We start from the raw sequence: 24,479 nt of genomic DNA, 5'->3' as shown, positions 1-24,479 counted from the left end.
GCCGATCGGCACCCGAGCGAATCCACGAGAAAGGAGCACGGCATGAGTGAGCAGGCGAACCCCACCAAGCGGCTGTCCGAGGCAGGCGTGGCCATCTGGCTGGACGACCTGTCGCGGGAGCGGCTGGACACGGGCAATCTCGCGGAGCTGATCAAGACGAGGGACGTCGTGGGCGTCACCACGAACCCGACGATCTTCGCCGGTGCCCTGTCCCAGGGCGACGCGTACGCCACGGCGCTCGCCGAGCTCGCCGGGACGGACGTCGAGGCCGCCGTCGAGCGGATCACCACCGACGACGTGCGCGCCGCGGCCGACGTGCTGCGCGGCGTGTACGACCGCTCGGGCACCGTCGACGGCCGCGTGTCGATCGAGGTGGACCCGCGCCTGGCGCGCGACACCGAGGCCACGATCGCGGTCGCGAAGCGCCTGTGGGCCACGGTCGGCCGGCCGAACGTCATGATCAAGATCCCGGCCACGCTCGAAGGGCTGCCGGCCATCACCGCCGTGCTCGCCGAGGGCATCAGCGTGAACGTGACGCTGATCTTCTCCATCGACCGCTACAAGGCCGTCATGGACGCGTTCCTGGCGGGCCTGGAGGCGGCGAGGGAGAACGGGCACGACCTCGCCCCCATCGGCTCGGTGGCGTCGTTCTTCGTCTCCCGCGTGGACTCTGAGGTCGACAAGCGTCTCGAGGCCGTCGGCTCCGAGGACGCGCTGGCCCTGCGCGGGCACGCCGCCATCGCGAACGCCCGCCTCGCCTACGCGGCCTACGAGGAGGTCCTCGCCGGTGAGCGCTGGTCCGCCCTCGCGGCCGCGGGGGCCCGCCCGCAGCGTCCCCTGTGGGCGTCCACGGGCGTGAAGAACCCGGACTACCGCGACACCATGTACGTGGACGAGCTCGTCGTCGACGGCGTGGTCAACACCATGCCGGAGAAGACCCTCGACGCGTTCGCCGATCACGGCATCGTGCTCGCCGACACGGTCACCGGCACCGCCGGGACCGCGGCGGCGACCATCGCCGCGATCGAGGCGCACGGCATCTCCATGGCCGACGTCACCCAGCTCCTGGAGGACGAGGGCGTGGTGAAGTTCGAGAAGAGCTGGGACGAGCTGCTGGCCACCACCCAGGCCGGCCTCGACACCGCGGGCTGACGCAGAGCCGAAACCCGCCGCACACACGAAAGATCTCGGAGGACGTCGTTGCGACCAGCAAGGATCAGTGCCGAACACAACCCGCTCCGTGACCCCCTCGACCTCCGTCTGCCCCGCATCGCGGGGCCGTGCGGCCTGGTCATCTTCGGGGTCACGGGCGACCTGTCACGCAAGAAGCTCATGCCCGCCGTGTACGACCTCGCCAACCGGGGTCTGCTGCCGCCCGGCTTCGCGCTGACGGGCTTCGCCCGCCGTGAGTGGTCGGACCAGGATTTCGCCCAGATCGTGCACGACGCGGTCAAGGAACACGCACGCACCCCGTTCCGCGAGGCCACCTGGCGCCAGCTCGCGGAGGGCATCCGGTTCGTCGAGGGTTCGTTCGACGACGACGACGCGTTCCACCGCCTGCGTGAGACCGTCGAGACGCTGGACGCCGAGCGGGGCACCGGCGGGAACCACGCCTTCTACCTGTCCGTGCCGCCGAGCGCGTTCCCGCTCGTGTGCCGGCAGCTGTCGAAGCACGGCCTGTCGACCCCCGACACGGACCTGTCCGACGGCGAGGCCTGGCGGCGCGTCGTCATCGAGAAGCCGTTCGGCCACGACCTGGCGAGCGCGCGCGAGCTGGACGCCGTCGTCTCCGAGGTGTTCTCCCCGGACTCGGTGTTCCGCATCGACCACTATCTGGGCAAGGAGACCGTCCAGAACATCCTGGCGCTGCGGTTCGCCAACCAGATGTTCGAGCCGATCTGGAACGCGAACTACGTGGACCACGTGCAGATCACCATGGCCGAGGACATCGGCATCGGCGGTCGCGCGGGCTACTACGACGGGATCGGCGCCGCCCGCGACGTCATCCAGAACCACCTGCTGCAGCTCCTGGCGCTCGTCGCCATGGAGGAGCCTGTCACGTTCGACGCGGCCGAGCTGCGCGCCGAGAAGATCAAGGTGCTCTCCTCGCTGCGGCTGCCGAAGTCGCTGGGCCGGCACACCGCGCGCGGGCAGTACGCGCCGGCCTGGCAGGGCGGCGAGGAGGTCAACGGCTTCCTCCAGGAGGACGGCATCGCGCCGGACTCCACCACCGAGACGTACGCCGCGATCAAGGTGGACGTGGACAACCGCCGCTGGGCGGGCGTCCCGTTCTACCTGCGCAGCGGCAAGCGCCTGGGCCGCCGCGTCACCGAGGTGGCGGTGGTCTTCAAGAAGGCGCCCCACCTGCCGTTCGAGTCGTCGCTCACCTCGGAGCTGGGGAACAACGCCCTGGTGATCCGCGTGCAGCCCGACGAGGGCGTGACGATGCGGTTCGGCGCCAAGGTGCCGGGCACGGCGATGCAGGTACGCGACGTCACGATGGACTTCGGGTACGGGCACTCGTTCACCGAGTCCTCCCCGGAGGCGTACGAACGCCTCATCCTCGACGTGCTGCTGGGAGACCCGCCGCTGTTCCCCACGCACCAGGAGGTCGAGCTCTCCTGGAAGGTGCTCGACCCGATCACCGCCTACTGGGCGAAGCAGGGCCAGCCGGAGCAGTACGCGTCCGGGACGTGGGGACCGCCGTCGGCGGACGAGATGCTGGCCCGCGACGGCCGGGCCTGGAGGCGACCGTGATCATCAACATGCCCGACACCACGGCCAACGAGGTCAACCGGCGGCTCGTCCGGCTCCGCGACGAGGGCGGCGCGGTCGCCCTCGGCCGGGTGCTCACCCTCGTGGTCCTCGCCGACGAGCGGGACGTCGAGGAGGCGGTGGCCACCACCAACGACGCCAGCCGCGAGCACCCGTGCCGGGTCATCGTGGTGGCGCCCGCCGGTGACGCCACCACCGCCCGCCTGGACGCCCAGATCCGCGTGGGTGGCGACGCCGGCGCGTCGGAGGTCGTCGTGCTGCGGGCGTCCGGCCCGCTCCTGGAGCGCGGCGACACCCTCGTCATGCCGCTGCTCCTGCCCGACGCCCCCATCGTGACCTGGTGGCCGCGTGAGGCGCCCGCCGACCCGGCCGCCGACCCGGTCGGGGCCATGGCGCACCGCCGGATCACCGACACCACCGCCGTCGAGGACCCGGTCGCGATGCTGCACACGCTCCCGGGCGTGTCGCGACCCGGCGACACCGACCTGGCCTGGGCCCGCGTGACGCTGTGGCGAGGGCTCATCGCGGCGGCCATCGAGCAGCCCCCCTTCGAGTCCGTCCGGGGAGTGCGCGTCGAGGGCGAGACCCGGCACACGTCGCTGCACCTGCTCGCGGCGTGGCTCGGCGAGCGGCTGGGCGTGCCGGCCACGATCGTGCCCGTCGCGGGCGCCGAGGCCATCACCCGCGTGGTCCTGGAGCGCAAGGACGGGGACATCGTGCTCGACCGGCCCGACGGCCGCGTCGTCACGATCACCCAGCCCGGCAAGCCGGAACGGCGGATCTCGCTGCCGATCCGCAAGCTCAACGAGGCCCTCATCGAGGAGCTGCGCCGCCTCGATCCCGACGAGGTCTACGAGCAGACCCTGACCAAGGGCCTGCCCCTGGTCACGGTGGAGGGCGCGGCATGAGCGACGGCCCGGGACCCATCGCGGGCTCGGTGCGGCCCGGGGTGGCCGCCGGTGCGCGGCTCGTCGTCGTGCACCCCGACGCCGGCGTGCTGGCCGAGGCGGCGGCCGCACGGCTGCTCACGCGGATCCTCGACGTCCAGTCGGTGCGCTCCCCCGTGCACGTCGTGCTCACGGGCGGCACCGTCGGCATCCGCACGCTCGCCCGCGCGGCGGTGTCACCGCTGGTCACGGCGGTGGACTGGAGCGGCGTGCACCTGTGGTGGGGCGACGAGCGGTTCCTGCCCGACGGCGATCCGGACCGCAACGAGACCCAGGCCCGCGAGGCGCTGCTCGACGCACTGGTCGCCGAGCAGGGGCTGCCCGTTGAGAACGTGCACGCCATGCCGGGTCCGTCCGCCGTCGGCTCACCCGAGGAGGGCGCCGCGGCGTACGCGGCCGAGCTGGCGCGGTTCGCCGGCGACGGCGTGGCTCCTGCCGTGCCCGCGTTCGACGTCCTGCTGCTGGGCATGGGGCCCGACGGGCACGTCGCCTCGCTGTTCCCGGGGCACGAAGGGCTGGGGGCCACCGGCGCCACGGCGGGCGTGCACCACTCGCCGAAGCCTCCGCCGGAGCGCGTCTCGCTGACGTTCGAGGCCATCCGCGCGGCACGCGAGGTCTGGATCGTCGCCGCGGGTGCGGAGAAGGCGGCCCAGGCCGCGGCGGCCCTGGGCACGGCGACGAACGGCGTCCCCGGCGCGGTGACGGACGTCCCCGCCGCGGGGGCTGTCGGGCGGTCCCGCACCCTGTGGCTCCTCGACGCCGCGGCGGCCGGTCGGTAGCCGACGGCCATCCGGAAACAGCGGCGTACGCCAGGAGGGCCGCGCGGACGAGGTGTGATCACCTCACCCGCGCGGCCCTCCTGCTGCCGTACGGCTTCTCAGCTCGCGACGCGGCCGCGGCGGGTGTGGAGCGCTTCCAGGGCCTCGGCCAGGAGCGCCGCGCCGTCCTCCTCCGAACGACGTTCCTTCACGTACGCCAGGTGCGTCTTGTACGGCTCGTTCCGGACCGGCGACGGCGGGTTCACGGGGTCCATCCCCGCCGGATACCCGCACTGGGGGCAGTCCCAGTGGACCGGTGCCTCCACGTCCTCGCCGACGGAGAAGCTCGGTGCCGTCTCGTGCCCGTTCGCACACCAGTAGGAGACCTTGACGCGGGGGGCAGCCTCACCCCGCTCGGTCTCGCCCATGGGGCCGGCGCCTACCCGGCTACCCCTGATCGCGTGCCCGCCAGATGCCACGTTCCTCGTCCCCTCCGTGAGGTTGGGTGGCCGACCGCCCGTGCGCCGAAGCCGCGCGGATCAGCTGACCTTCTGAACCAGGCCGAGCAGCACGATGACCACGGTCCACACGAGCGCGAAGGCGACCGTGATGCGGTTCAGGTTGCGCTCGGCAACGCCGGAGGACCCGGCGCCCATGGAGATACCGCCGCCGAACATGTCGGAGAGACCGCCACCCTTGCCCTTGTGGAGCAGGACGAGCATGGTCAGGAAGGCACTGGTGATCACCAGCAGAACCTGCAGGATGATTTGGAGCACGTCCACGAAAACTTCACGTCCTCATCGGTCGGTGTGCCGGAGATCACTCCGGCGGCGGATCGGGATCAAGGGTAAGCGAGGGTCACCCCGGAGGACGAACCCCCAGGTCAGAAGGCCTGAACTGGGGGTTGTCCACCGGGTTCCGAGTCTCTCACACGGCGGCGGGCCGTCGCGCGAGCCGACTGTGGAGCGTCGGTGCGTGTCCTCACACGGTCACGTGCGACTGGTACCGCACGATCTTGCCGAACTCCTCCGCGTCCAGGCTGGCGCCGCCCACGAGCGCGCCGTCGACGTCGGGCTGCGCCATGATCTGCGCGACGTTGCCCGACTTCACCGAGCCGCCGTACAGGACGCGCACCGCGCCCGCGAGGTCGGCGTCGTACAGCTCGGCGAGGCGGGCGCGGATCGCTCCGCAGACCTCCTGCGCGTCCTGCGGCGTGGCGACCTCACCGGTGCCGATCGCCCAGACCGGCTCGTAGGCGATGACCACCTTCGCGACCTCGTCGGCCGACAGGCCGTTCAGCGCGGCGTCGACCTGCGCGAGCGTGAACGAGACCTGCTCGCCCGCCTTGCGGATGTGCAGCCCCTCCCCCACGCACAGGATCGGCGAGAGGCCGTTCTTCAGCGCGGCGGCCACCTTGGCCGCGACGAGCTCGTCGGACTCGGCGTGGTGCTCCCGGCGCTCCGAGTGGCCCACCGCCACGTAGGCGCAGCCGAGCTTGGCCAGCATCGGCCCCGAGACGTCGCCCGTGAACGCGCCCGACTCGTGCTGCGACAGGTCCTGGCCGCCGTAGCGGATGTCGAGCTTGTCGGCGTCGACCAGCGTCTGCACGGAGCGCAGGTCCGTGAACGGCGGGAGCACCGCCACCTCGACCGCGTTGTAGTCGTGCTTCGCGTCCTTCAGCGTCCACGCCAGCTTCTGGACCGTGCTGATCGCCTGCTGGTGGTCCAGGTTCATCTTCCAGTTGCCCGCCATGAACGGCGTGCGGTTCTGTGCCATGGTTCCTCTTCTGCGTTGTTCGGTCAGGCCGGCACGGTCAGGCCAGCACGGTGAGGCCCGGGAGTTCCTTGCCCTCGAGCAGCTCGAGGCTCGCGCCGCCGCCCGTGGAGATGTGGCTGAAGCCGGCCTCGTCGAATCCGAGCACCCGCACGGCCGCCGCGGAGTCGCCGCCGCCCACGATGGAGAACCCGCCGTTCGCGGTCGCGTCCACGATCCCCTGCGCGACGGTCCTGGTGCCGGCCGCGTAGTCGGCACGCTCGAACACGCCCATGGGGCCGTTCCAGGCGATCGTGCGGGTGTCGGCCAGCTTCGCGGCGAAGAGCTCGCCGGACTCCGGGCCGATGTCCAGGCCGATCTTGTCCGCCGGGATGGCGTCCGCCGGCACGACGCCGGCCGGGGCCGGGGCGTCGAAGGCGTCCGCGACGACGACGTCGACCGGCAGCACGATCTCCACGCCGTTCTCCTCGGCGGTGGCCAGATACCCCTTGACGGTGTCGATCTGGTCCTTCTCCAGCAGCGAGGTCCCGACCTCCAGCCCCTTGGCCGCGAGGAAGGTGAACACCATGCCGCCGCCGATGAGCAGGCGGTCCGCCTTGGTGAGCAGGTTGGCGATCACGCCGAGCTTGTCGCTCACCTTGGAGCCGCCGAGCACGACGGCGTAGGGGCGCTCCGGGTCGCCCGTCGCGCGGGACAGCGACTCGACCTCCTTGAGCACCAGTTCTCCGGCCGCGGCCGGGAGGATCTGCGCGACGTCGTACACCGACGCCTGCTTGCGGTGCACGACGCCGAAGCCGTCGGAGACGAAGGCGTCCGCGAGCCCGGCGAGCTCTCCGGCGAGCTCGGCGCGCTCGGCGTCGACCTTGGAGGTCTCACGCGCGTCGAAGCGCACGTTCTCCAGCAGGGCGATCTGGCCGTCCGCGAGGTCGCCGACGACCTTCCGCGCGGACGGGCCGGTGACGTCGTCGGCCAGCGCCACGTGGGAGCCGAGCAGCTCGCCCAGGCGCGCGGCGACCGGCGCGAGGGAGAACTCGGGCTTCGGCTCGCCCTGGGGCCGGCCGAGGTGTGCGGTCACCACGACGCGGGCACCGGCGTCGGCCAGCCGCCGCAGCGTGGGCAGCGCGGCACGGATGCGGCCGTCGTCGGTGATGACGGGGGCGCCGTCACCCTGGGCGAGGGGGACGTTGAAGTCGGAGCGGACGAGCACGCGCTTGCCGCGCAGGTCGCCCAGGGAGTCGATGGTCTTCATGGTGCTCAGAGCCCTTCTGGCAGTGCGGGTGTGCTCGACGGCGACGGACGCGGGCGGTGGCCGCCCGGGTGTCCCACCGGACAGAACGCGACCCCGGGGGCCGCCGCGGACCGCGGTGGCCCCGCCGGGACCGTCCGGTCCCGGCAGGCACACCGCCGGCCCGCGCTGCGGCCGCCCGGGGTCAGGCGCCGGTCAGAGCTTCTCGCCGACGAACGTGGTCAGGGCGACGAGGCTGTTGCTGTAGCCCCACTCGTTGTCGTACCACGAGACGACCTTGACCTGGTCGCCGATCACCTTCGTGAGCTTCGCGTCGAAGATGCTCTGGTGCGGGTCGGTGACGATGTCGCTCGAGACGATGTCGTCCTCGACGTAGGACAGGACGCCCTTGAGCGTGCCCTCGGCGGCGGCCTTCACGGCGGCGTTGACCTCGTCCACCGTGACCTCCTTGGAGGCGGTGAACGTGAGGTCGGTGGCCGAGCCGGTGATGGTCGGCACGCGGACCGCGTAGCCGTCCAGCTTGCCCTTGAGCTCCGGGAGCACGAGCGACACGGCCTTGGCCGCGCCGGTCGACGTCGGCACCAGGTTCTGCGCGGCGGCGCGGGCGCGGCGCAGGTCCTTGTGCGGGCCGTCCTGGAGGTTCTGGTCGCCGGTGTAGGCGTGGATCGTGGTCATGAGGCCACGCTCGATGCCGATCGAGTCGTTCAGGGCCTTCGCCAGCGGGGCGAGGCAGTTCGTGGTGCACGACGCGTTCGAGATGATGTGGTGCGACGCGGGGTCGTACAGCTCGTTGTTCACGCCCATGACGAACGTGGCGTCCTCGTTCTTGGCCGGGGCCGAGATGATGACCTTCTTCGCGCCACCCTCGATGTGCGCCTTGGCCTTGGTGGCGTCCGTGAAGAAGCCCGTGGACTCGATCACGACGTCCGCGCCCAGCTCGCCCCAGGGGAGGTTCGCCGGGTCGCGCTCGGCCATCGCCTTGATCGGCTTGCCGTCGACGATGATGCTCTCGTCGTCGAAGTCGACGTCCAGCGGGAACCGGCCCAGCACGGTGTCGTACTTGAGCAGGTGGGCGAGAGTCTTGTTGTCGGTCAGGTCGTTGACGCCCACGACCTCGATGTCCGCCCCCGACGCGATGAGCGCGCGGTAGAAGTTACGTCCGATGCGGCCGAAGCCGTTGATGCCGACGCGGATGGTCACGATGCCCTCCTCAGGCGCGCCGGCGTTCCCGACGCACACGGTTCGAATTCCTTGCGGGCTCCACCACGCCCTGCCTGGGTGCGGCCTGGCGGGCGGTGCCGTTGTCCAGTGGTCGGCGCGATGCCGCTGCTCGGCGGCGCCCTCCGCGAGGGCAGGTGGTGACCTGACCCGAAACGTGGAGGTCACACCGTCGTCACCTGACGCGACCGAGCCTATACCCGAAGAGGGGACACGCGTGACCCGAGCCGGACTAGCTGAGACGCGCTGTTTTGTCGGATCTCACAGACCGGGCGGCCGAGGGCGGGTCACCACCGCGAGGGAAAGCGCTCGCCGGCTCAAGGCGGGACCTCACGAGCGGCGGCGTGCCGCGCGGACGGGCTCGTACCGCTCCAGCGCCACCGCGCGTTCGTGCCGGTGGTCGACGACGGGCGCGGGGTAGCCGCGAGGCGGTCCCCCGGGGAGTTTCCACGGCTGGTGCACGGCCTTGCCGGCGATCCCCGCGAGCTCCGGCACGTAGGTCCGCACGTAGTCACCGTCCGGGTCGAACCGCTCGCCCTGCAGCACCGGGTTGAACACCCGGAAGTAGGGAGCGGCGTCCGTGCCGCTGCCCGCCACCCACTGCCAGCCGTGCTGGTTGGAGGCGAGATCGCCGTCGACGAGCGAGCGCATGAAGTGCCGCGCCCCCCGCCACCACGGCAGGTGGAGATCCTTGACGAGGAACGACGCGGTGATCATGCGCACGCGGTTGTGCATCCATCCCTCGGCCAGCAGCTGCCGCATCCCGGCATCGACGACGGGGAACCCGGTACGCCCCTCCTGCCAGGCGGCGAACAGCCGGTCCGCGTCCGGCCCGCTGTCGGTGACGAGGGCGTCGAAGGAGCGGTCGTAGTTCCGGTGGGCGGAGTCCGGACGCTGGTCGAGGACGTCGGCGTAGAAGTCGCGCCACGCCAGCTCGCCACGGAACGAGTGCGCCCCCGACCCGCTGCTGCCCGCCATGCCGGCCAGCAGCGTTCGCGGGTGCACGCAGCCGAACTTCAGGTACGCCGACAGGCGCGAGGTGCCGGGCCGGTCCGGTCGGTCCCGGCCGTCGGCGTAGTCCTCGAGGTGCTCGCGCCGGAAGACCTCCCACCGGCGCCGCGCGGCGGCCTCACCGGGCTCGGGCAGGTTCGCCGTGACGGGGGTCCGCGAGGGGATCGGCAGCGCCTCGACCGTGAGGGCCGCGGGGTCGATCCAGTCGAGGAAGCCGGCGTCGGTCGCCGCCGGCGGGCGCCATCCGTGGTCGGCCCAGGCCCGCCGGAACGGGGTGAAGACCCGGTAGCGGCCGCCGTCGGCGGTCCTGACCCGGCCCGGCGCCACCGCGTACGGGGAGCCGGTGCGGATCAGTTCGCCCCCCTGCTCGTTCAGCGCCCGCTCGACGGCCTCGTCCCGCGCCCGGCCGTACGGCCCGAAGTCGGCGGCGACGTGCACCGCGCGCGCCCCCGCCTCGCGAGCGATCCGAGGGACGACCTGCGCCGGGTCACCCTCGACGACCAGCAGCCGCCCGTTCAGGCTCTGGTCCAGGGCCCGCAGGCAGCCGTACAGGAACCACTGCCGCGCCTCCCCCGCCGGCCCCATGAGGCGAGGATCGAGCACGAACAGCGCCAGCGCGCGGGCTCCCCGGCCCGCCGCGAGGAACGTGGGCTGGTCGGCGACCCGGAGGTCGCGGCGGAACCAGATCAGGGCGGTGGCATCGGTCATGCCCCGGCGCTCCGGCGACCGCCGGCGTCACGGCCGAGGCCGGCCCACCCCGCGGCTCCGAGGACGGCGGCCGCGGCCACCGCCGCCGCGACAGCCGCCGGGACGGAGGGCGGCGCGCCGTCCCAGCGGGCCACCGCGATCCAGGCCAGGCCCCAGGCGATGGCCACGGACACCGCGATGCGCCCTCCACCCTGCACGGCGAGGGCGACGCCGATCCCGCCGACCACCACGAGCACGGCCACGGCCCACCAGTCGGGGCCGATGCTCGCCCCCTCGAACCCCGAGGCGACGAGCGCGGACGCGACATTGGCCGCCGTGGCCACGCAGACCCAGCCGAGGTAGACCCCGAGCACCCCGTCGACGAGGACCCGTTCCAGCGGGCCACTCGGGCGGGACCGCACCAGGATCACGAAGACCCGGCCGAGCAGCGCCAGCAACGCGGCGATCACCAGCACGCTCACCCAGAGCAGGCCGGCCTGGACCACCAGGATCCACGCCGCGTTGAGCAGCATCGTGCCGGCGACCGGCAGGCGGAGACGACGCTGCCGGGCCGTGGCCGCGGCAGTGGGCGCCGGGAACCACTGCAGCACCGTGTACCCGGTCAGCCCGAGGTAGACGACGGACCAGATGGAGAAGGCCGCCGAGGCGGGTGCGAGCGGGGTAGCGTCGGACGCGAGAGCACCTCCCGCCGCCGAGGCGATCGGCGTGCCGCCGAACACGCCCACACCGATCATCGAGCCGATCACACAGATCACGAGGCTGATCGTGACGAGAATCCGCGGAATCCGGTCGACGTGCCTGCCCTGCGCCATGTGTTCCTCCACGGACGACGGAACCGGCGGGGCCGCCGCCACCGCAGGCGACCTTCCGGCAATGATGTCTAGCCTATCTAGTATGTTCCTGGGCTTTCTGTCCGGGCCACCGATCCCGTGAAAGGCTGGTGTGGTCACCATGACCCTCGTCCTCGTGACCGGAGCGACCGGGTACATCGGAGGGCGGCTGGTGCCCGAGCTGCTCGCCGCCGGATACCGCGTGCGGGTGCTGTCCCGCCATGCGGAGCGGATCGCGTCGCGCGACTGGGCCGACGAGGTGGAGGTGGTGGAGGGTGACGCGACGTCGCGCCCGGACCTGCGCCGCGCCCTCGACGGCGTGGACGTCGCCTACTACCTGATCCATGCCCTCGGCGCGGGCCCGGGATTCGCCGACCGGGACCGGAGCACGGCGCGCGGCTTCGCCGTCGTCGCCCGGGAATCCGGGGTCGGGCGTGTCGTCTACCTCGGCGGCCTGTATCCCGCCGGCGAACGGCTCTCCGCGCATCTGGAGTCCCGGCGGGAGGTGGAGGAGATCCTGCTCGACGGCGGTGCGCCGACGATCGTGCTGCGCGCCGCCGTGATCCTCGGTTCCGGCAGCGCGTCGTTCGAGATGATGCGCTACCTCACCGAGCGGCTGCCGGCGATGGTGGCGCCGCGCTGGATCGACAACCGGATCCAGCCCATCGCGGTACGCGACGTGCTGCGCTACCTCGTGGGGGCGGCGAGCATCCCGGCCACGGTCAGCCGTGGCTTCGACATCGGCGGGCCGGACGTCCTGACCTATCGCGAGATGATGCAGCGCTACGCCGCCGCCGCGGGCCTGCGGCGCCGGCTGATCCGTGCCGTTCCGGTGCTGACACCGCGCCTGGCCAGCCACTGGGTCGGCCTGGTCACCCCTGTGCCCCCGGCGATCGCGCGACCGCTGGTGGGATCGCTCGTGCACGAGGTGGTCGCCCAGGAGGACGACATCAAGCGGTACGTGCCCGACCCTCCCGGAGGGCTCGTCGGCTTCGACGACGCGGTCGCTCTGGCGCTGACGCGGATCCGCGAGCTCGACGTGCGCACGAGCTGGGTGTCCGCCTCGACCCCCGGCGCCCCCTCCGACCCGATGCCGGACGACCCGGACTGGGCCGGAGGAAGCCTGCTGGTGGACGACCGGTCGAGGACGGTGGACACGACGAGCGAGGCGCTCTGGACGGTCATCGAGGGCATCGGTGGCGCGCACGGCTGGTACTCCTGGCGCCTGGGCTGGGTGGCTCGCGGCATCATGGACCGGCTCTTCGGCGGGCCCGGGCTGCGGCGCGGCCGGCGGCATCCGCACCACCTCGCTCCGGGCGACGCGCTCGACTGGTGGCGGGTGGAGACGATCGACCCGGGCCGCCTGCTCCGGCTGCGCGCGGAGATGCGCCTGCCGGGCCTGGCCTGGCTCGAACTGTCCATCGAGGGCGACGACGGCGAACGGCCGACGTTCCGCCAGCGGGCGATCTTCTCGCCGCGTGGGCTGCCGGGTCAGCTCTACTGGTGGGCGATCAGCCCGTTCCACACCATCGTGTTCGGCGGGATGCAGCGCAACATCGCCCGGGCGGCCGAGGCCCATGGCGGTCCCCCCGCACCTGGGCGTCACCGGGCGAGCCGCTCGACCACGGTGCCGTAGAGCCACGGCACGTGCGAGGCGGCGGGCACGATCGCCCCGCGGGCAGGACTCGACGCCCAGGCGAGCAGCCCGGTGGTGAGCGCGCGGTAGTCGCGCGTCACCCGGCGCCACGCGCGCTCGTACCCGGCGGGGTCGTCCAGGTGCCGGATGACCGCGTCGGCCTGCGCGAGTCCCACGCTGACCCCCTCGCCCGTCAGCGCGTCGACGTAGCCCGACGCGTCGCCGACGAGCCGCAGCCTGCCCGCGGAGCGCCGCCGCGACCGGCAGCGCAGCGGCCCCGCGCCGAGCAGCGGGCCGGCGGCCGGCGCACCGGCCAGCAGCGTGCCGAGCTCCGGGAACTGCGAGCGTAGCAGCAGGTCGAAGCCCGCCCCGGAACTCATCTCCCCCCGGGAACCGAGCAGCGCGACCCCGACGGTGTCGGCCCCGACGGGTGTCACGTACGCCTCGGTGTGCGCAGACCAGTGCACCTCGACGAGGTCGGACCACGGGGGCACCTGGAAGTGCCGGCGCAGACCGTACCGGTGGCGTTCCCGGCCGGTGCGCGGCCCCTCACCGGCGTCGAGACCTGCCAGCCGGCGGGCGGTGGAGTGCAGCCCGTCGCAACCGAGCACCCAGCCCGCGCGGAGGGTGATCGGTGCGCCGCTCTGTCCCCTGCCGTGCGTGCGCCCGCCGGGCACGACGCCGACCTCGACGCCGGCGGCGTCCTGCCGCAGGGTCGTGACCCTGGCGTGCAGGAGCGTGGCCCCGGCGTCGGCGGCGCGCGACCGCAGGGCGGCGTGCAACGCGGTACGCCGCACGCCCCGCCCGGGCCCGTCGGTGAACCGGTGGTCGGCGCGCCGGCCACGAGACCGGTAGCTGATCCCGGCGAGCGGATACCCGGGCGGGTCGGCACCGAGCGCCTGGACGGCCCGGAGAGCACCGGGGAAGAGTCCTTCACCGCACGCCTTGTCGAAGTCGCCGGTGCGGCGGTCCACGATCAGCACGTCGAGTCCCGCGGCCCGGGCCCGGATCGCGGCCGCCAGCCCCACCGGCCCGGCGCCGACCACGACGACGTCGGTGTCCCTGTCGCCTTGGCGCACGCGCCTCACCGCAGCCCGTCGACGGCCGGCTGGAGCGCCCGCTCCTCGGCCGGGATGCGGTACCGGACCAGCAGGACCGCGTTCAGCACGGTGAACACGAGGGCCGTGATCCAGCAGGTGTGGACCAGCGGGAGCGCGATGCCCTCGACCACCACGGCCACGTAGTTGGGGTGGCGCATCCACCGGTAGGGGCCCGCGGACACCAGCGGCAGCCCCGGGACCACGATGATCCGGGTGTTCCAGCGGTGTCCCAGGGTGGCCACGCACCACCACCGCAGCGCCTGTCCGGCCAGCACCAGGAGGAACATCGGCACGCCGAGCCAGGGGAGGAAAGGCCGTCCGGCGACGACGGCCTCCACGACGCACGCGACCAGCAAGCCGCTGTGCAGGGCCACCATCGCCGGGAAGTGCCCCGCGCCGGACTCGACGCCGCCACGGTCGAAGGACCACCGCGCGTTGCGGGCCGACACGACGAGCTCGGCCAGACGTTCGACCCCCGTGGCGGCCACCAGCGCCACATAGAACCCCAGCATCTCAACGTCCCTCCAGTCGCAGGAGCACCAGTTCGCACGCGACGCCCGGACCGAACGCCATGAGCACCGCGGGCGAGCCTGCTGCGGCGTCGGACCGCGCGAGCGTCCTGGCCAGGACGTCGAGCACGGACGACGACGACAGGTTGCCCGCGCACGCGAGGCTCGCGCGGCTCTCGCGCACGGCGGCCTCGGGCAGTTCGAGGGAGTCCCGCACGGCGTCGATCACCCGGGGCCCGCCCGCGTGCACCACCCACGTCGGCACCTCGGCCGGTGTCAGGCCGTGGTCGGCGAGCAGGCCCTTCACGTCGGCGGGCAGGTGCGCGCACAACAGGTCCGGCAGTCCGGCGGAGAGCACGATCGCGAACCCGGTGTCACGCACCTCCCACCCGAGCGCGCCGGTGGTCCCGGGGTAGAGCCGTGAGCGGGTGTCGACCACGCGGGCCGTGCGCCGCCGTCGGCCACCGGTCGGACGGCGCACCGCGGGTGCCGGCGACGTCCGCGCCAGCGGATGCCTCTCGCCGACGACGACGACGGCTGCCGCGCCGTCGCCGAACAGCCCCGAGGCCACCATGTTGGCCATGGAGTCGTCGTCGTGCTGCAGGGTCAGCGAGCACAGCTCGACGGACACCAGCAGGGCCACGTCGCCCGGGTGGCCCAGCAGATGGTCGTGCACGCGCGCCAGCCCGCCCGCGCCGCCCGCGCAGCCCAGGCCGAACGACGGCGTGCGCCGCACGTCGCTGCGCAGCCCCAGCCGCTCGGACAGCAGCACGTCCAGCGAGGGCGCCGCAATGCCGGTCACCGAGGTGGCGAACACGTGGTCGACGTCCCCCGGCTCGAGCCCGGCAGCGGTGAGCGCACGCCGGCTCGCACGCTCGGCCAGCGCGGCCCCCTCACGGATGAACACCTCGTTCGTGGCACCCAGCGAGCGCAGGTCCGCGTACTCCTCCAGCGGCAGCACCAGATGACGATGGCCCACGCCCGCGCTTCCGTGCAGGCGGCGCAGCAGCCCGTGGCGTGCCGGGTCGCGTGCCACCAGCGGCCCCACGGCGTCGGTGATCGCCCCCTGGGCGTACTCGTGCTCGGGCAGCACCGGCTCGACCGCGACGACACATGACATCTCAGCATCGTGACTCAGGTCCGGCCCGCCCGCGCGGGGGGAGCGAGGCGCGGCTAACGTGCCGTCCATGATGTCCGGCACGGAAACCCGCCGTCTGGCCGGTGGTCTGGTCCTCGCGAGCCACCCGGTCCCGGCCGCCGTCGTGACCGGTCTGGCCGCCGCGCTCGCCGTGGCCCTGGGGTCCGACGGGGTCACGGTCGCCCTGGTCACCCTGGTGGTCGGCACCGGCCAGCTCTCGATCGGCTGGTCCAACGACTGGATCGACGCCGCGCGCGACGTCGCCGTCGGGCGCACCGACAAACCGGTGGTCGCCGGGCTCGTCACCGCTCCCGCCCTCCGCGCGGCCGCCGTCGGGGCGCTCGCCGTGTGCGTCGCCGTGTCACTGGCCCTGGGCCTGGTTCCCGCGATGGTGCACCTCGCCGCGGTGGGCGGCGGGTGGGCGTACAACGCCCGGCTCAAGGCGACCGTGTGGTCGTGGCTGCCCTATGCGCTGTCGTTCGGGCTGCTGATGGTCTTCGTCGTGCTCGCCGCGCCGGGGACGCGCGTCCCGGCGGGCTGGGCGGTGGCCGCGGCGGCCCTGCTGGGTGTCGGGGCGCATGTCGCGAACACGCTGCCGGACCTGGAGGACGACGCGTCGACGGGCGTGCGGGGCATGCCGCACCGGCTCGGCCGGCGTGTGGCCGGGGTGCTCGCCCCGTGTCTCCTGGTCTGCGCGGCCGTCGTGGTGGTCGTCGGCCCGGCCGGCGCGCCGGGGCCCGTGGCCTGGACGGGTGGTGCGGTCGCCGTCGGCCTCGCCCTCGCGGCGGGTGCCATGGCGGTCGCCAGACCGCGCAGCCGTGCGCCGTTCGGTCTCGGTATGGCCGTGGCCGTCGTGTGCGTCGCGCTCCTGGCGGCCGCGACCGCCGACATCGCGGTGCCTGGCTGATCGAGTGGGGTACCCGGCTGATCGAGCGGTCCCGACGTGCTCCCGGGCCGGCTCAGATGTCGAGCAGATCCGGGCTCAGGCCCGCTTCCGTGTCCGGGATGCCGAGCTCCGCCGCGCGCTTGTCCGCGGTCGACAGCAGCCGCCGGATCCGCCCCGCCACCGCGTCCTTGGACAGCTGCGGATCGGCGAGCCGGCCGAGCTCCTCGAGGGACGCCTGCTTGTGCGCGAGCCGGAGCTCACCGGCCTGCCTCAGGTGGTCCGGCACCTCGTCGCCCAGGATCTCGAACGCCCGCTGCACGCGCGCCCCGGCCGCGACCGCCGCCCGCGCCGAGCGGCGCAGGTTGGCGTCGTCGAAGTTCGCCAGGCGGTTCGCCGTGCCTCGCACCTCGCGCCGCGCACGCCGCTCCTCCCACACCTTCAGCGTCTCGGGCGCACCGATCCGGCGCAGCATCGTGGCGATCGCGTCGCCGTCCCGCACCACCACCCGGTCGATGCCCCGTACCTCCCGCGACTTGGCCGACACGCCCAGCCGCCGTGCCGCGCCGACCAGCGCCAGGGCCGCCTCCGGACCCGGGCTGGTGACCTCCAGCGACATCGACCGTCCCGGCTCGGTCAGTGACCCGTGGGCCAGGAACGCGCCCCGCCACACCGACTCGGCCTCGGCCACGCCCGACGACACCACCTCCGGCGCCAGCCCGCGCACCGGCCGACCGCGGGCGTCGAGCAGACCCGTCTGCCGGGCCAGCGACTCGCCGTCGCGCACCACCCGGACCACGAACCGCGAGGACTTCCGGATGCCGCCCGCCTGGACCACGATCAGCTCGCTGGTGTGCCCGTAGAGCTCGTGGATCGCCTGGCGCAGCCTGGTGGCGCCCGACTCGTTGTCGAGCTCGGCCTCGATCACCACGCGCCCCGAGATGATGTGCAGCCCACCGGAGAACCGCAGCGTCGCGGACACCTCGGCCTTGCGGCACGACGTCTTCGCCACCCGCACGCGTGCGAGCTCCTCCTTGACCTGTCCCGTGAGCGCCATGGCCGCCATCCTGCCACGGACTGCCGTACTTGCCACGGGGAGAATCGCGGAGGGCCGCGTGAAATGTCCCGGCGTGTTGGGCAGGGTTGTCCCGCTCGCCGCGCCCAGCGGCTCAGACGTCGCCGAAGACGTCCTCGAACACGTCACGGTACGCCGCCGCCAGCCGCAGCGCGTCGTGCCGGGCCGTACCGTCCCCGCGCCGCACCTGCCGCATCAGCAGCCCGGCACCCATCCGCCCGGCGGCCTCCTGCAGCTCGGACACGTCCTCGACCGCCGACGGATCCGCCACCACGGCGTCGATCCGCAAGCCGGGAGCGTGCTTGTGCAGCGCCTCGAGGTGGTCGACGGCGGTCAGCCCCGCCGTCTCCCCGCCGTCCGTCGACAGGTTGAGCGTCACGCACCTGCGTGCCGTCGTGTCGTGCAGCGCCCGCGCGAGGTCCGGCACCAGAAGATGGACCAGCACCGACGAATACCAGGACCCCGGCCCCAGCACCACCCAGTCCGCCTCCATCACCGCCTCGACCGCCTCCCTGCTCGCCGGCGGGTCCGAGGGCACCAGCCGCAACTGCTCGATGCGCCCGTCCGTCACCGCGACCCGGCTCTGCCCCACCACGGTCTCCATCGCGGGCCGGCCGGGCCCGGTCTCGCGCGGCTCCCGCCGCACGTCCGCCTCGACCACGAGCGGCACCGAGGCCATCGGCAGCACCCGCCCCCGCGCGCCGAGCAGCTTGCCCACCCAGTCCAACCCGGCGACCGGGTCGCCCAGCAGCTCCCACAGCGCCACGATGAGCAGATTGCCCACCGCGTGGTTGTCGAGGTCACCGTCGGACCGGAACCGGTGCTGCAGCATCGCACTCCATGTCCGGCCCCACTCGGAGTCGTCGCACAGCGCGGCGAGCGCCATGCGCAGATCTCCCGGCGGCAGCACCGAGAGCTCGTCGCGCAGCCGCCCGGAGGACCCGCCGTCGTCGGCCACCGTGACGACGGCGGTCAGCCGGTCGGACATGAGCCGCAGGGCGGACAGCGAGGCCGACAGGCCATGCCCTCCCCCGAGTGCCACGACGGCCGGGTTCTTGCTCCACTCTGGCCTCATCGGCACCTTCCCGCGCTGCTACTCACGTCCGAGATCGCGTGCAGAGACCCGCACGCGATGCCCGGCGGCACGCAGGCGCTCCGCGATGGCATCGGCCATCGCGACCGAGCGGTGCTTGCCGCCCGTGCAGCCCACGGCGATCGTGGCGTAGCGCTTCTCCTCCTCGAGGTACCCCGTGAGGACGGGCTCGAGGGCCGACGCGTACCGGTCCACGAACTCGACCGCACCGGGCCGGGCGAGCACATAGTCCCGCACCGGAGCATCGTGGCCGGTCAGGTGTCGCAGCTCGGTGATCCAGTAGGGGTTGGCCAGGAACCGTACGTCCACCACGTGGTCCGCGTCCAGGGGGATGCCGTACTTGAACCCGAACGACAGCAGCGTGATCCGCAGCGCCTCCTGAGCGGGATCGGCGATCGACCGCCGGATCTCGCGGGACAGGTCGTGCACGGACAGGTCAGAGGTGTCGATGGCGATGTCGGAACGTTCCTTGATGCTGGCCAGGAGCGAGCGCTCGGCCGTGATCCCGTCCAGGATCCGGCCGTCGCCCTGCAGCGGGTGCGGGCGACGGACCTGCTCGAAACGCCGCACCAGCACCTCGTCCGACGCCTCGAGGAACAGGATGCGGTAGGCGACGTCGTGCTCGCTCATGTGCGCGAGCACCTTGTCGAGCTCGCTGAAGAACTCCCGGCCACGCACGTCGACGACCGCCGCGACGGAATCGATCGTCGACCCCTTGCTCATCAGGTCCACCAGCGGGACGAGCATCATCGGCGGCAGATTGTCCACCACGTACCAGCCGAGATCCTCCACCACGGCGGCGGCCTGCGATCGCCCGGCACCGGACATGCCGGTAATGATGAGGACCTCGGGCTGCGGATCGGCGGGCGCGGGCGGCGCGTCCGCATCGATCGCCGCGATGCCCGACGGTGCGGTCGTCGGGGACGGTTCATTCATGAGTCCCAGCATGCCAGGCCCGGCACGGCTACCGCCGCTCCGCCTCGCCGGAATCCGACCTGTCCGACGTGTCCGGTGTCAGCGCCCGGACGACGGCGGCCGCGGTGGCCTCGCCCATGCCCCGGACCGTCGCGATCTCCTCGGCGCTCGCGGCACGCAGCTTCTTGACCGAGCCGAAGTGGGCCAGGAGTGCCTTCTTGCGGGCGGGGCCGAGCCCGGCGACGTCGTCGAGCACGGAGGCGACCATGCCCTTGCTGCGTCGCTTGCGGTGCGCCTGGATGGCGAAGCGGTGAGCCTCGTCGCGCACTCGTTGCAGGAGGTAGAGGCCTTCGGAGGAGCGCCGCAGGATGACCGGGTACTCGTCGCCGGGAACCCACACCTCCTCGAGTCGCTTGGCGAGGCCGCACAGGGCGACGTCGGTGACGCCGAGCTCGTCGAGGGCGCGGGCGGCGGCGGCGACCTGGGGCGGGCCGCCGTCCACCACGACGAGGCTCGGCGGGTAGGCGAACCTCTTCGTGTCCTCGGGACGCTCGGCGTCGTCGGGGTCGACCTCACCGGATGCGAGCTCGACGTCGCCGGCCTTGAGACGGTCGGCGAGGTAGCGCTTGAACCGCCTGGTGATGACCTCGTGCATGGCGGCGGTGTCGTCCCGCGCGCCGTCGCCCTCGGGCCCGCGGACGCTGAACGTGCGGTACTCGCTCTTGCGCGGCAGACCGTCCTCGAACACGACCATGGACGCCGACTGGTACGTGCCGCCGGTGTGGGAGACGTCGTAGCACTCGATGCGCAGCGGCGCGCTGTCCAGGTCGAGCGCCTCCTGGATCTCCTGGAGCGCCTGGCTGCGCGTGGTCAGGTCACCGGCGCGGCGGGTCTTGTGCAGCACCAGGGAGTGCTCGGCGTTGCGCAGGACGGTGGCGGCGAGCTCCCGCTTGTCGCCGCGCTGCGGCACCCGCAGGTCCACGCGGGCACCGCGCAGCCCGGTCAGCCATGCCGTCACCTGGCCAGGGTCCGGCGGGAGGACGGGAACCAGCACCTCGCGCGGCACGGCGTCGCTCGTGGCGGCCTCGCCCCGGCGCCGGGAGGTCGGCTCCTGCCCCGCCGCACCGCCGTCGCCGGTGTCCTCGCCGATGTCGGCGACGGCACCGTAGACCTGCTGCAGCAGGTGCTCGACGAGCTCCGCGTCCGAGACGTCCTCGACCTTCTCCACGATCCAGCCCCGCTGGCCGCGGATGCGCCCGCCGCGCACGTGGAACACCTGCACCGCCGCCTCCAGCTCGTCGCCGGCCAGCGCGAACACGTCCGCGTCCGTGCCGTCGCCGAGCACCACGGCGTTCTTCTCGGTGGCCCGGCGCAGTGCCTCGATGTCGTCGCGCAGCCGGGCGGCCCGCTCGTACTCCATGGCCTCGGCGGCCTCGGTCATCTCCCCCGTCAGGCGCTTCTCGAAGCGCTTGGTCTCGCCGGACATGAAGTCGCAGAAGTCGAGCGCGAGCGCGCGATGGTCCTCGGGGCTGATCCGCCCCACGCACGGTGCCGAGCACTTGTCGATGTACCCGAGCAGGCAGGGCCGGCCCGAGCGGGCGGCACGCCGGTAGACGCCGGCCGAGCAGGTGCGGATCGGAAATACCCGCAGCACCTGGTCCAGCGTCTCGCGGATCGCCCAGGCGTGACCGTACGGACCGAAGTAGCGCGTGCCCTTGCGCTTGGCGCCCCGCATCACCTGCGCGCGGGGAATCTCCTCGCCCAGGGTGACCGCCAGGTACGGGTACGACTTGTCGTCGCGGTACTTCACGTTGAACCGCGGGTCGTACTGCTGGATCCACGTGTACTCGAGCGCGAGCGCCTCCACCTCGGTGCCCACGACCGTCCACTCCACCGACGCGGCGGTGGTCACCATGGTGCGGGTGCGGTGGTGCAGGTTCGCGAGGTCCTGGAAGTAGTTGGACAGGCGCTGACGCAGGTTCTTCGCCTTGCCGACGTAGATCACGCGCCCGTGCTCGTCACGGAAGCGGTACACGCCCGGGGAGGTCGGGATCTCGCCGGGACGGGGACGGTAGGTGGCCGGATCTGCCATGCCCTGAACCTTAGGCCAGGTGTCTGACACCGCCCTCGGACCGGCGACGACGCCCGGCGGACCACAGGCCGTGACTACACGGCGGCGCTCACGAGAGGCACCGGCTCGACGAGGACCGGGAAGTTGACCGAGCGGGCGATGAAGCACATGCCGTGCGCCTTGTGATGCAGCGCCGCGATCTTCTCGTCCGTGGCCAGCTCGCCGTCGTCGACCGCGATCCGGGGCCGGAGCGTGACGTCGGTGAACTGCCCCTCCCCGCGTGACTCGACACGCATCGTGCCGGTCGCCGAATCCGTGTACGAACGCACCACGAGCCCGCTCGCGGCCGCCAGGTGCAGGAACCACAGCATGTGGCACTGGCTGAGGCTCGCGACGAAAAGTTCTTCCGGGTTGTAGCGGCCGGGGTCGCCGCGGAACGCGGGGTCCGCCGTCCCGGGCAGCACGGGCTTGTTCGGCAGCACGACGTCATGGTCACGGGAGTACGCGGTGTACGACGAGGTCCCCGTGTCCCCGGCACCGGTCCAGGTCACCTCGACGGCATAGTCATGGGTGGCTCCGCTCATGCTGATCACCCTAGCCGCGAGGAGTGACCGAGGCCACGACTCGCGTGCCAGGATGCCGCCGTGAGCCATCTACTCGATCTCGCGACCCGAAGGTTCTGGCGGCTGACCGGACGGCGGGTGGACCTGGCCGGGGCCGAGTCGTGGCTGCGGGCGCCGGTGAGCCTCTCCCCCACCGTCGCGGACGGATGGCCCGCCACCGAGGCGGCCTTCCACGGCGGCACCGTGGACGACGACGACCCGCGTGCCGGACTGCTCCCCGCGGTCGCCGCGCTCGACGGACCCGGCTTCTCGGCCGCCGCGCTGCGCCCGGAGATCCGCGACTTCTACGAGCACACCGCGTCCTGGCGGATGGACGTGTGGGCCGGCTGGTCGCCGCTGTTCTGGCCGGCCGGGGAACTGGTCGCACGACTGTTCGGCCGGCGCGTGGAACAGCTCGCCCTGCCCATGCGCCCGCTCGACGTGGCGCACGGCATGGACAGCCGCATCACGGTGATCCGTGACCGCGCGGGCGCGCAGGTCTCCGCCGCCTGGCTGCGCACGCTGCGCTCCACGGGCCGGTACGTGTTCAGCGGCTGCTACTCGGTGCGCGCGCTGCCGGGCGCCGACCGGCCCAGCGTGCACGTCGCGTTCCCGCTCGAGGCCGGGAACGTGCAGGTCTTCCTCCGCCCGGCCGTGGGTGCGAACGGGTCGCTCGTCCTCGAGTCCCCTCGCGGCCGGTTCGGCCAGGACGGGGCGTACGTCGTGGTGCACGACGGCGGCCGCGACGTCGCCACGCGCCTCCCCCTCCATGAGACCTTCCGGATGTACACCGACTCCCGCCAGGTGCTGCGCACGGACCATGAACTGCGCCTGTGGGACGCGTGGGCGATGCGCCTGCACTACAGGCTGGAACCGCCCCGCTGACGGGCCCCGCCGTTGCTCCCACGACCGTCCGGTCGCGTCTGCCCCGGCACGAGACACACACCGGAGAGCGTGTGCCGTTCGTCACATGACGACGCGCATCGCCGACTCCGGCACGACCATCCCGTCGGCCTCCGACAGACGGCCCAGGGCAGGCCGGGGTCATGGAGAGTCAATGATCCGGCCATTCTCAGGTCTCGGACGACGGATGGACTCGGTCTGCTTGGCACACTTTTTATCGAAGCCCGGGGGGCGGGAACCGCCCTTGGAGCAGCCGGTGGAGAAGGATCTCGCCACGCGAATCAGTTCGCGGGTCTAGGACCTCTTTGCCGGATATGCGAGTCTTAGTGGCAGTTACCCACACGCGGCAAACCCCAGGGGTGATTCTGGTGCCGACCAGCACAAACACCACGGCCACCTACGACGACATCGCACCACTCATCTGCGTCACGCGACCCTACTACGCTCTCGAGAACCTCCACAGCAGCGCACCCGGGCGCGCCACCGCGGTCATCCCGGTACAGGCACCACCCGGGCGTCAGACCCAGGTCATCGGCGTCGGCGAGGTCGGCCGCCACCTGGCGGCGCTCGGGCTGTCGGCCGCCGCCACCAGCAGCCCGGCGGCCGGACGTCACTTCTACCTCGCCCACCGCACCGTGGGACGCATGTATCCGGCCGGGGAGTCGCCGGCCCCCGGCCCGCTGATCGGGACGGCCGTGGTTCAGGGGCAGAACCGCCGGCAGGTCGTCGCCCACACCGAACTCCGCGACTCCGCGGGCACCCTCATCGCCCGGATGGACGTGCAGTACAAGGTGATGACCGCCGGCGTGTTCCACCGCCTCATGGGCCCGCCCACCGAGACGGACGCCGACTCCCCCGAGAATCCGTACGTGGCTCCGATGCCCGTTCGCGACGTGTCGGTGCACGGTCCGTACGGCAGCGCGAAACTCGAGGTGAGGGCCGACATGTGTCGCGGCCACTTCGACGGCTTCCCCGCCCTGCCGGTCTCGATGGCCAGCTACGCCTCGTTCGAGGTGTTCCACCGGGTGCTCGACCTGGCCGCCGGGCCGGACTCCCGCTGGCGCTGCGGCGCGTTCCGGCTGAAGGCGGAGCACCTGGCCATGGCCGGGCAGACGTGCACGGTCGAGATCGAGCCGGCCAAGCCTCGCCTGGCCTCGCGGGCGTTCAGTGGCACGGTGCGTACGGCCGAGCAACGCAAGGCCGTCCGCGTCTGGGTCGACTACGACGTCGTCTGACCCGGCCACCGCGACCGGCGCGGCCGACAGCCGCGGCCGCCGGCCACCAGCGG

The 24,479-nt window shown here is 72.7% G+C and carries 23 protein-coding genes; 8 read left to right on the top strand and 15 right to left on the bottom strand.

What is annotated here, in order from left to right:
- Positions 1–42: 42 nt before the first annotated feature.
- From tal to pgl, 4 genes are read left to right on the top strand one after another with little or no spacing between them, the layout of a single operon-like run.
- Positions 43–1,152, top strand: coding sequence for a transaldolase (tal, locus tag EDD34_RS09290; protein ID WP_123814311.1), 1,110 nt, complete (start codon positions 43–45; stop codon positions 1,150–1,152).
- Positions 1,153–1,200: 48 nt separating this feature from the next.
- The gene (zwf, locus tag EDD34_RS09285; protein ID WP_123814310.1) at positions 1,201–2,757 is read left to right on the top strand and encodes a glucose-6-phosphate dehydrogenase; all 1,557 of its coding nucleotides are present in this window, start codon (positions 1,201–1,203) and stop codon (positions 2,755–2,757) included.
- Positions 2,754–3,683, top strand: coding sequence for a glucose-6-phosphate dehydrogenase assembly protein OpcA (locus EDD34_RS09280; RefSeq protein WP_123814309.1), 930 nt, complete (start codon positions 2,754–2,756; stop codon positions 3,681–3,683). The genes zwf and EDD34_RS09280 overlap by 4 nt, the downstream gene beginning before the upstream one ends.
- Complete coding sequence (pgl, locus tag EDD34_RS09275; RefSeq protein WP_123814308.1) at positions 3,680–4,501, top strand: 6-phosphogluconolactonase; 822 nt, start codon at positions 3,680–3,682, stop codon at positions 4,499–4,501. The genes EDD34_RS09280 and pgl overlap by 4 nt, the downstream gene beginning before the upstream one ends.
- Before the next feature lie 98 nt (positions 4,502–4,599).
- On the opposite strand, the gene EDD34_RS09270 is transcribed toward pgl, so the two are convergent.
- From EDD34_RS09270 to EDD34_RS09240, 7 genes are all read right to left on the bottom strand, one after another.
- Positions 4,600–4,959, bottom strand: coding sequence for an RNA polymerase-binding protein RbpA (locus EDD34_RS09270; RefSeq protein ID WP_123814307.1), 360 nt, complete (start codon positions 4,957–4,959; stop codon positions 4,600–4,602).
- A gap of 60 nt (positions 4,960–5,019) precedes the next feature.
- A complete protein-coding gene (secG, locus tag EDD34_RS09265) occupies positions 5,020–5,262 on the bottom strand; it encodes a preprotein translocase subunit SecG (RefSeq protein WP_123814306.1) in 243 nt (80 codons plus the stop codon).
- A 199-nt stretch (positions 5,263–5,461) separates the two neighbouring features.
- Entirely contained in the window at positions 5,462–6,256 is a 795-nt protein-coding gene (gene tpiA, locus EDD34_RS09260; protein ID WP_123814305.1) for a triose-phosphate isomerase, read from the bottom strand.
- A gap of 37 nt (positions 6,257–6,293) precedes the next feature.
- Entirely contained in the window at positions 6,294–7,502 is a 1,209-nt protein-coding gene (locus EDD34_RS09255; protein ID WP_123814304.1) for a phosphoglycerate kinase, read from the bottom strand.
- A 192-nt stretch (positions 7,503–7,694) separates the two neighbouring features.
- Positions 7,695–8,699: a type I glyceraldehyde-3-phosphate dehydrogenase gene (gap, locus tag EDD34_RS09250; protein ID WP_123814303.1), complete on the bottom strand. Its 1,005-nt coding sequence runs from the start codon at positions 8,697–8,699 to the stop codon at positions 7,695–7,697.
- A 348-nt stretch (positions 8,700–9,047) separates the two neighbouring features.
- Positions 9,048–10,436: a cryptochrome/photolyase family protein gene (locus EDD34_RS09245; protein ID WP_123814302.1), complete on the bottom strand. Its 1,389-nt coding sequence runs from the start codon at positions 10,434–10,436 to the stop codon at positions 9,048–9,050.
- Entirely contained in the window at positions 10,433–11,248 is an 816-nt protein-coding gene (locus EDD34_RS09240) for a tryptophan-rich sensory protein (RefSeq protein WP_123814301.1), read from the bottom strand. The genes EDD34_RS09245 and EDD34_RS09240 overlap by 4 nt, the downstream gene beginning before the upstream one ends.
- A 139-nt stretch (positions 11,249–11,387) precedes the next feature.
- Between EDD34_RS09240 and EDD34_RS09235 the strand changes: the two genes are divergently transcribed.
- The gene (locus tag EDD34_RS09235; RefSeq protein WP_123814300.1) at positions 11,388–12,902 is read left to right on the top strand and encodes an SDR family oxidoreductase; all 1,515 of its coding nucleotides are present in this window, start codon (positions 11,388–11,390) and stop codon (positions 12,900–12,902) included.
- Here the strand turns inward: EDD34_RS09235 and EDD34_RS09230 are convergent.
- From EDD34_RS09230 to EDD34_RS09220, 3 genes are read right to left on the bottom strand one after another with little or no spacing between them, the layout of a single operon-like run.
- Positions 12,869–13,981 carry an NAD(P)/FAD-dependent oxidoreductase gene (locus EDD34_RS09230; RefSeq protein WP_123814299.1) on the bottom strand — a complete coding sequence of 371 codons (1,113 nt, stop codon included), beginning with the start codon at positions 13,979–13,981 and terminating at the stop codon, positions 12,869–12,871. The genes EDD34_RS09235 and EDD34_RS09230 overlap by 34 nt on opposite strands.
- A 5-nt stretch (positions 13,982–13,986) precedes the next feature.
- Positions 13,987–14,514 (bottom strand): isoprenylcysteine carboxyl methyltransferase family protein, encoded by a 528-nt coding sequence (locus tag EDD34_RS09225; protein ID WP_211341535.1) that lies wholly within the window; start codon positions 14,512–14,514, stop codon positions 13,987–13,989.
- Position 14,515: 1 nt separating this feature from the next.
- Positions 14,516–15,631 (bottom strand): type III polyketide synthase, encoded by a 1,116-nt coding sequence (locus EDD34_RS09220; protein ID WP_123814298.1) that lies wholly within the window; start codon positions 15,629–15,631, stop codon positions 14,516–14,518.
- Positions 15,632–15,698: 67 nt separating this feature from the next.
- Here EDD34_RS09220 and EDD34_RS09215 point away from each other — a divergent pair, with 67 nt between their 5' ends.
- Positions 15,699–16,556, top strand: coding sequence for a UbiA family prenyltransferase (locus EDD34_RS09215; protein WP_123814297.1), 858 nt, complete (start codon positions 15,699–15,701; stop codon positions 16,554–16,556).
- Positions 16,557–16,608: 52 nt separating this feature from the next.
- Here the strand turns inward: EDD34_RS09215 and whiA are convergent, their stop codons facing one another.
- From whiA to EDD34_RS09190, 5 genes are all read right to left on the bottom strand, one after another.
- The gene (gene whiA, locus EDD34_RS09210; RefSeq protein WP_123814296.1) at positions 16,609–17,589 is read right to left on the bottom strand and encodes a DNA-binding protein WhiA; all 981 of its coding nucleotides are present in this window, start codon (positions 17,587–17,589) and stop codon (positions 16,609–16,611) included.
- Between the two features lie 112 nt (positions 17,590–17,701).
- Entirely contained in the window at positions 17,702–18,682 is a 981-nt protein-coding gene (locus EDD34_RS09205) for a gluconeogenesis factor YvcK family protein (RefSeq protein ID WP_123814295.1), read from the bottom strand.
- A gap of 18 nt (positions 18,683–18,700) precedes the next feature.
- The gene (gene rapZ / locus EDD34_RS09200) at positions 18,701–19,636 is read right to left on the bottom strand and encodes an RNase adapter RapZ (RefSeq protein ID WP_123814294.1); all 936 of its coding nucleotides are present in this window, start codon (positions 19,634–19,636) and stop codon (positions 18,701–18,703) included.
- 28 nt (positions 19,637–19,664) lie between these two features.
- Positions 19,665–21,707, bottom strand: coding sequence for an excinuclease ABC subunit UvrC (gene uvrC / locus EDD34_RS09195; protein ID WP_123814293.1), 2,043 nt, complete (start codon positions 21,705–21,707; stop codon positions 19,665–19,667).
- 74 nt (positions 21,708–21,781) lie between these two features.
- Positions 21,782–22,270 carry an OsmC family protein gene (locus tag EDD34_RS09190; protein ID WP_123814292.1) on the bottom strand — a complete coding sequence of 163 codons (489 nt, stop codon included), beginning with the start codon at positions 22,268–22,270 and terminating at the stop codon, positions 21,782–21,784.
- 60 nt (positions 22,271–22,330) lie between these two features.
- Here EDD34_RS09190 and EDD34_RS09185 point away from each other — a divergent pair, with 60 nt between their 5' ends.
- Positions 22,331–23,173, top strand: coding sequence for a hypothetical protein (locus EDD34_RS09185; RefSeq protein WP_123814291.1), 843 nt, complete (start codon positions 22,331–22,333; stop codon positions 23,171–23,173).
- A gap of 386 nt (positions 23,174–23,559) precedes the next feature.
- Positions 23,560–24,426 (top strand): hypothetical protein, encoded by an 867-nt coding sequence (locus EDD34_RS09180; protein WP_123814290.1) that lies wholly within the window; start codon positions 23,560–23,562, stop codon positions 24,424–24,426.
- Positions 24,427–24,479: the final 53 nt, after the last annotated feature.

This window comes from Myceligenerans xiligouense (assembly GCF_003814695.1).
Lineage (GTDB): Bacteria > Actinomycetota > Actinomycetes > Actinomycetales > Cellulomonadaceae > Myceligenerans > Myceligenerans xiligouense.
Note: the sequence above shows the minus strand (reverse complement) of the source record. Positions and strands in the feature narration are given on the sequence as shown.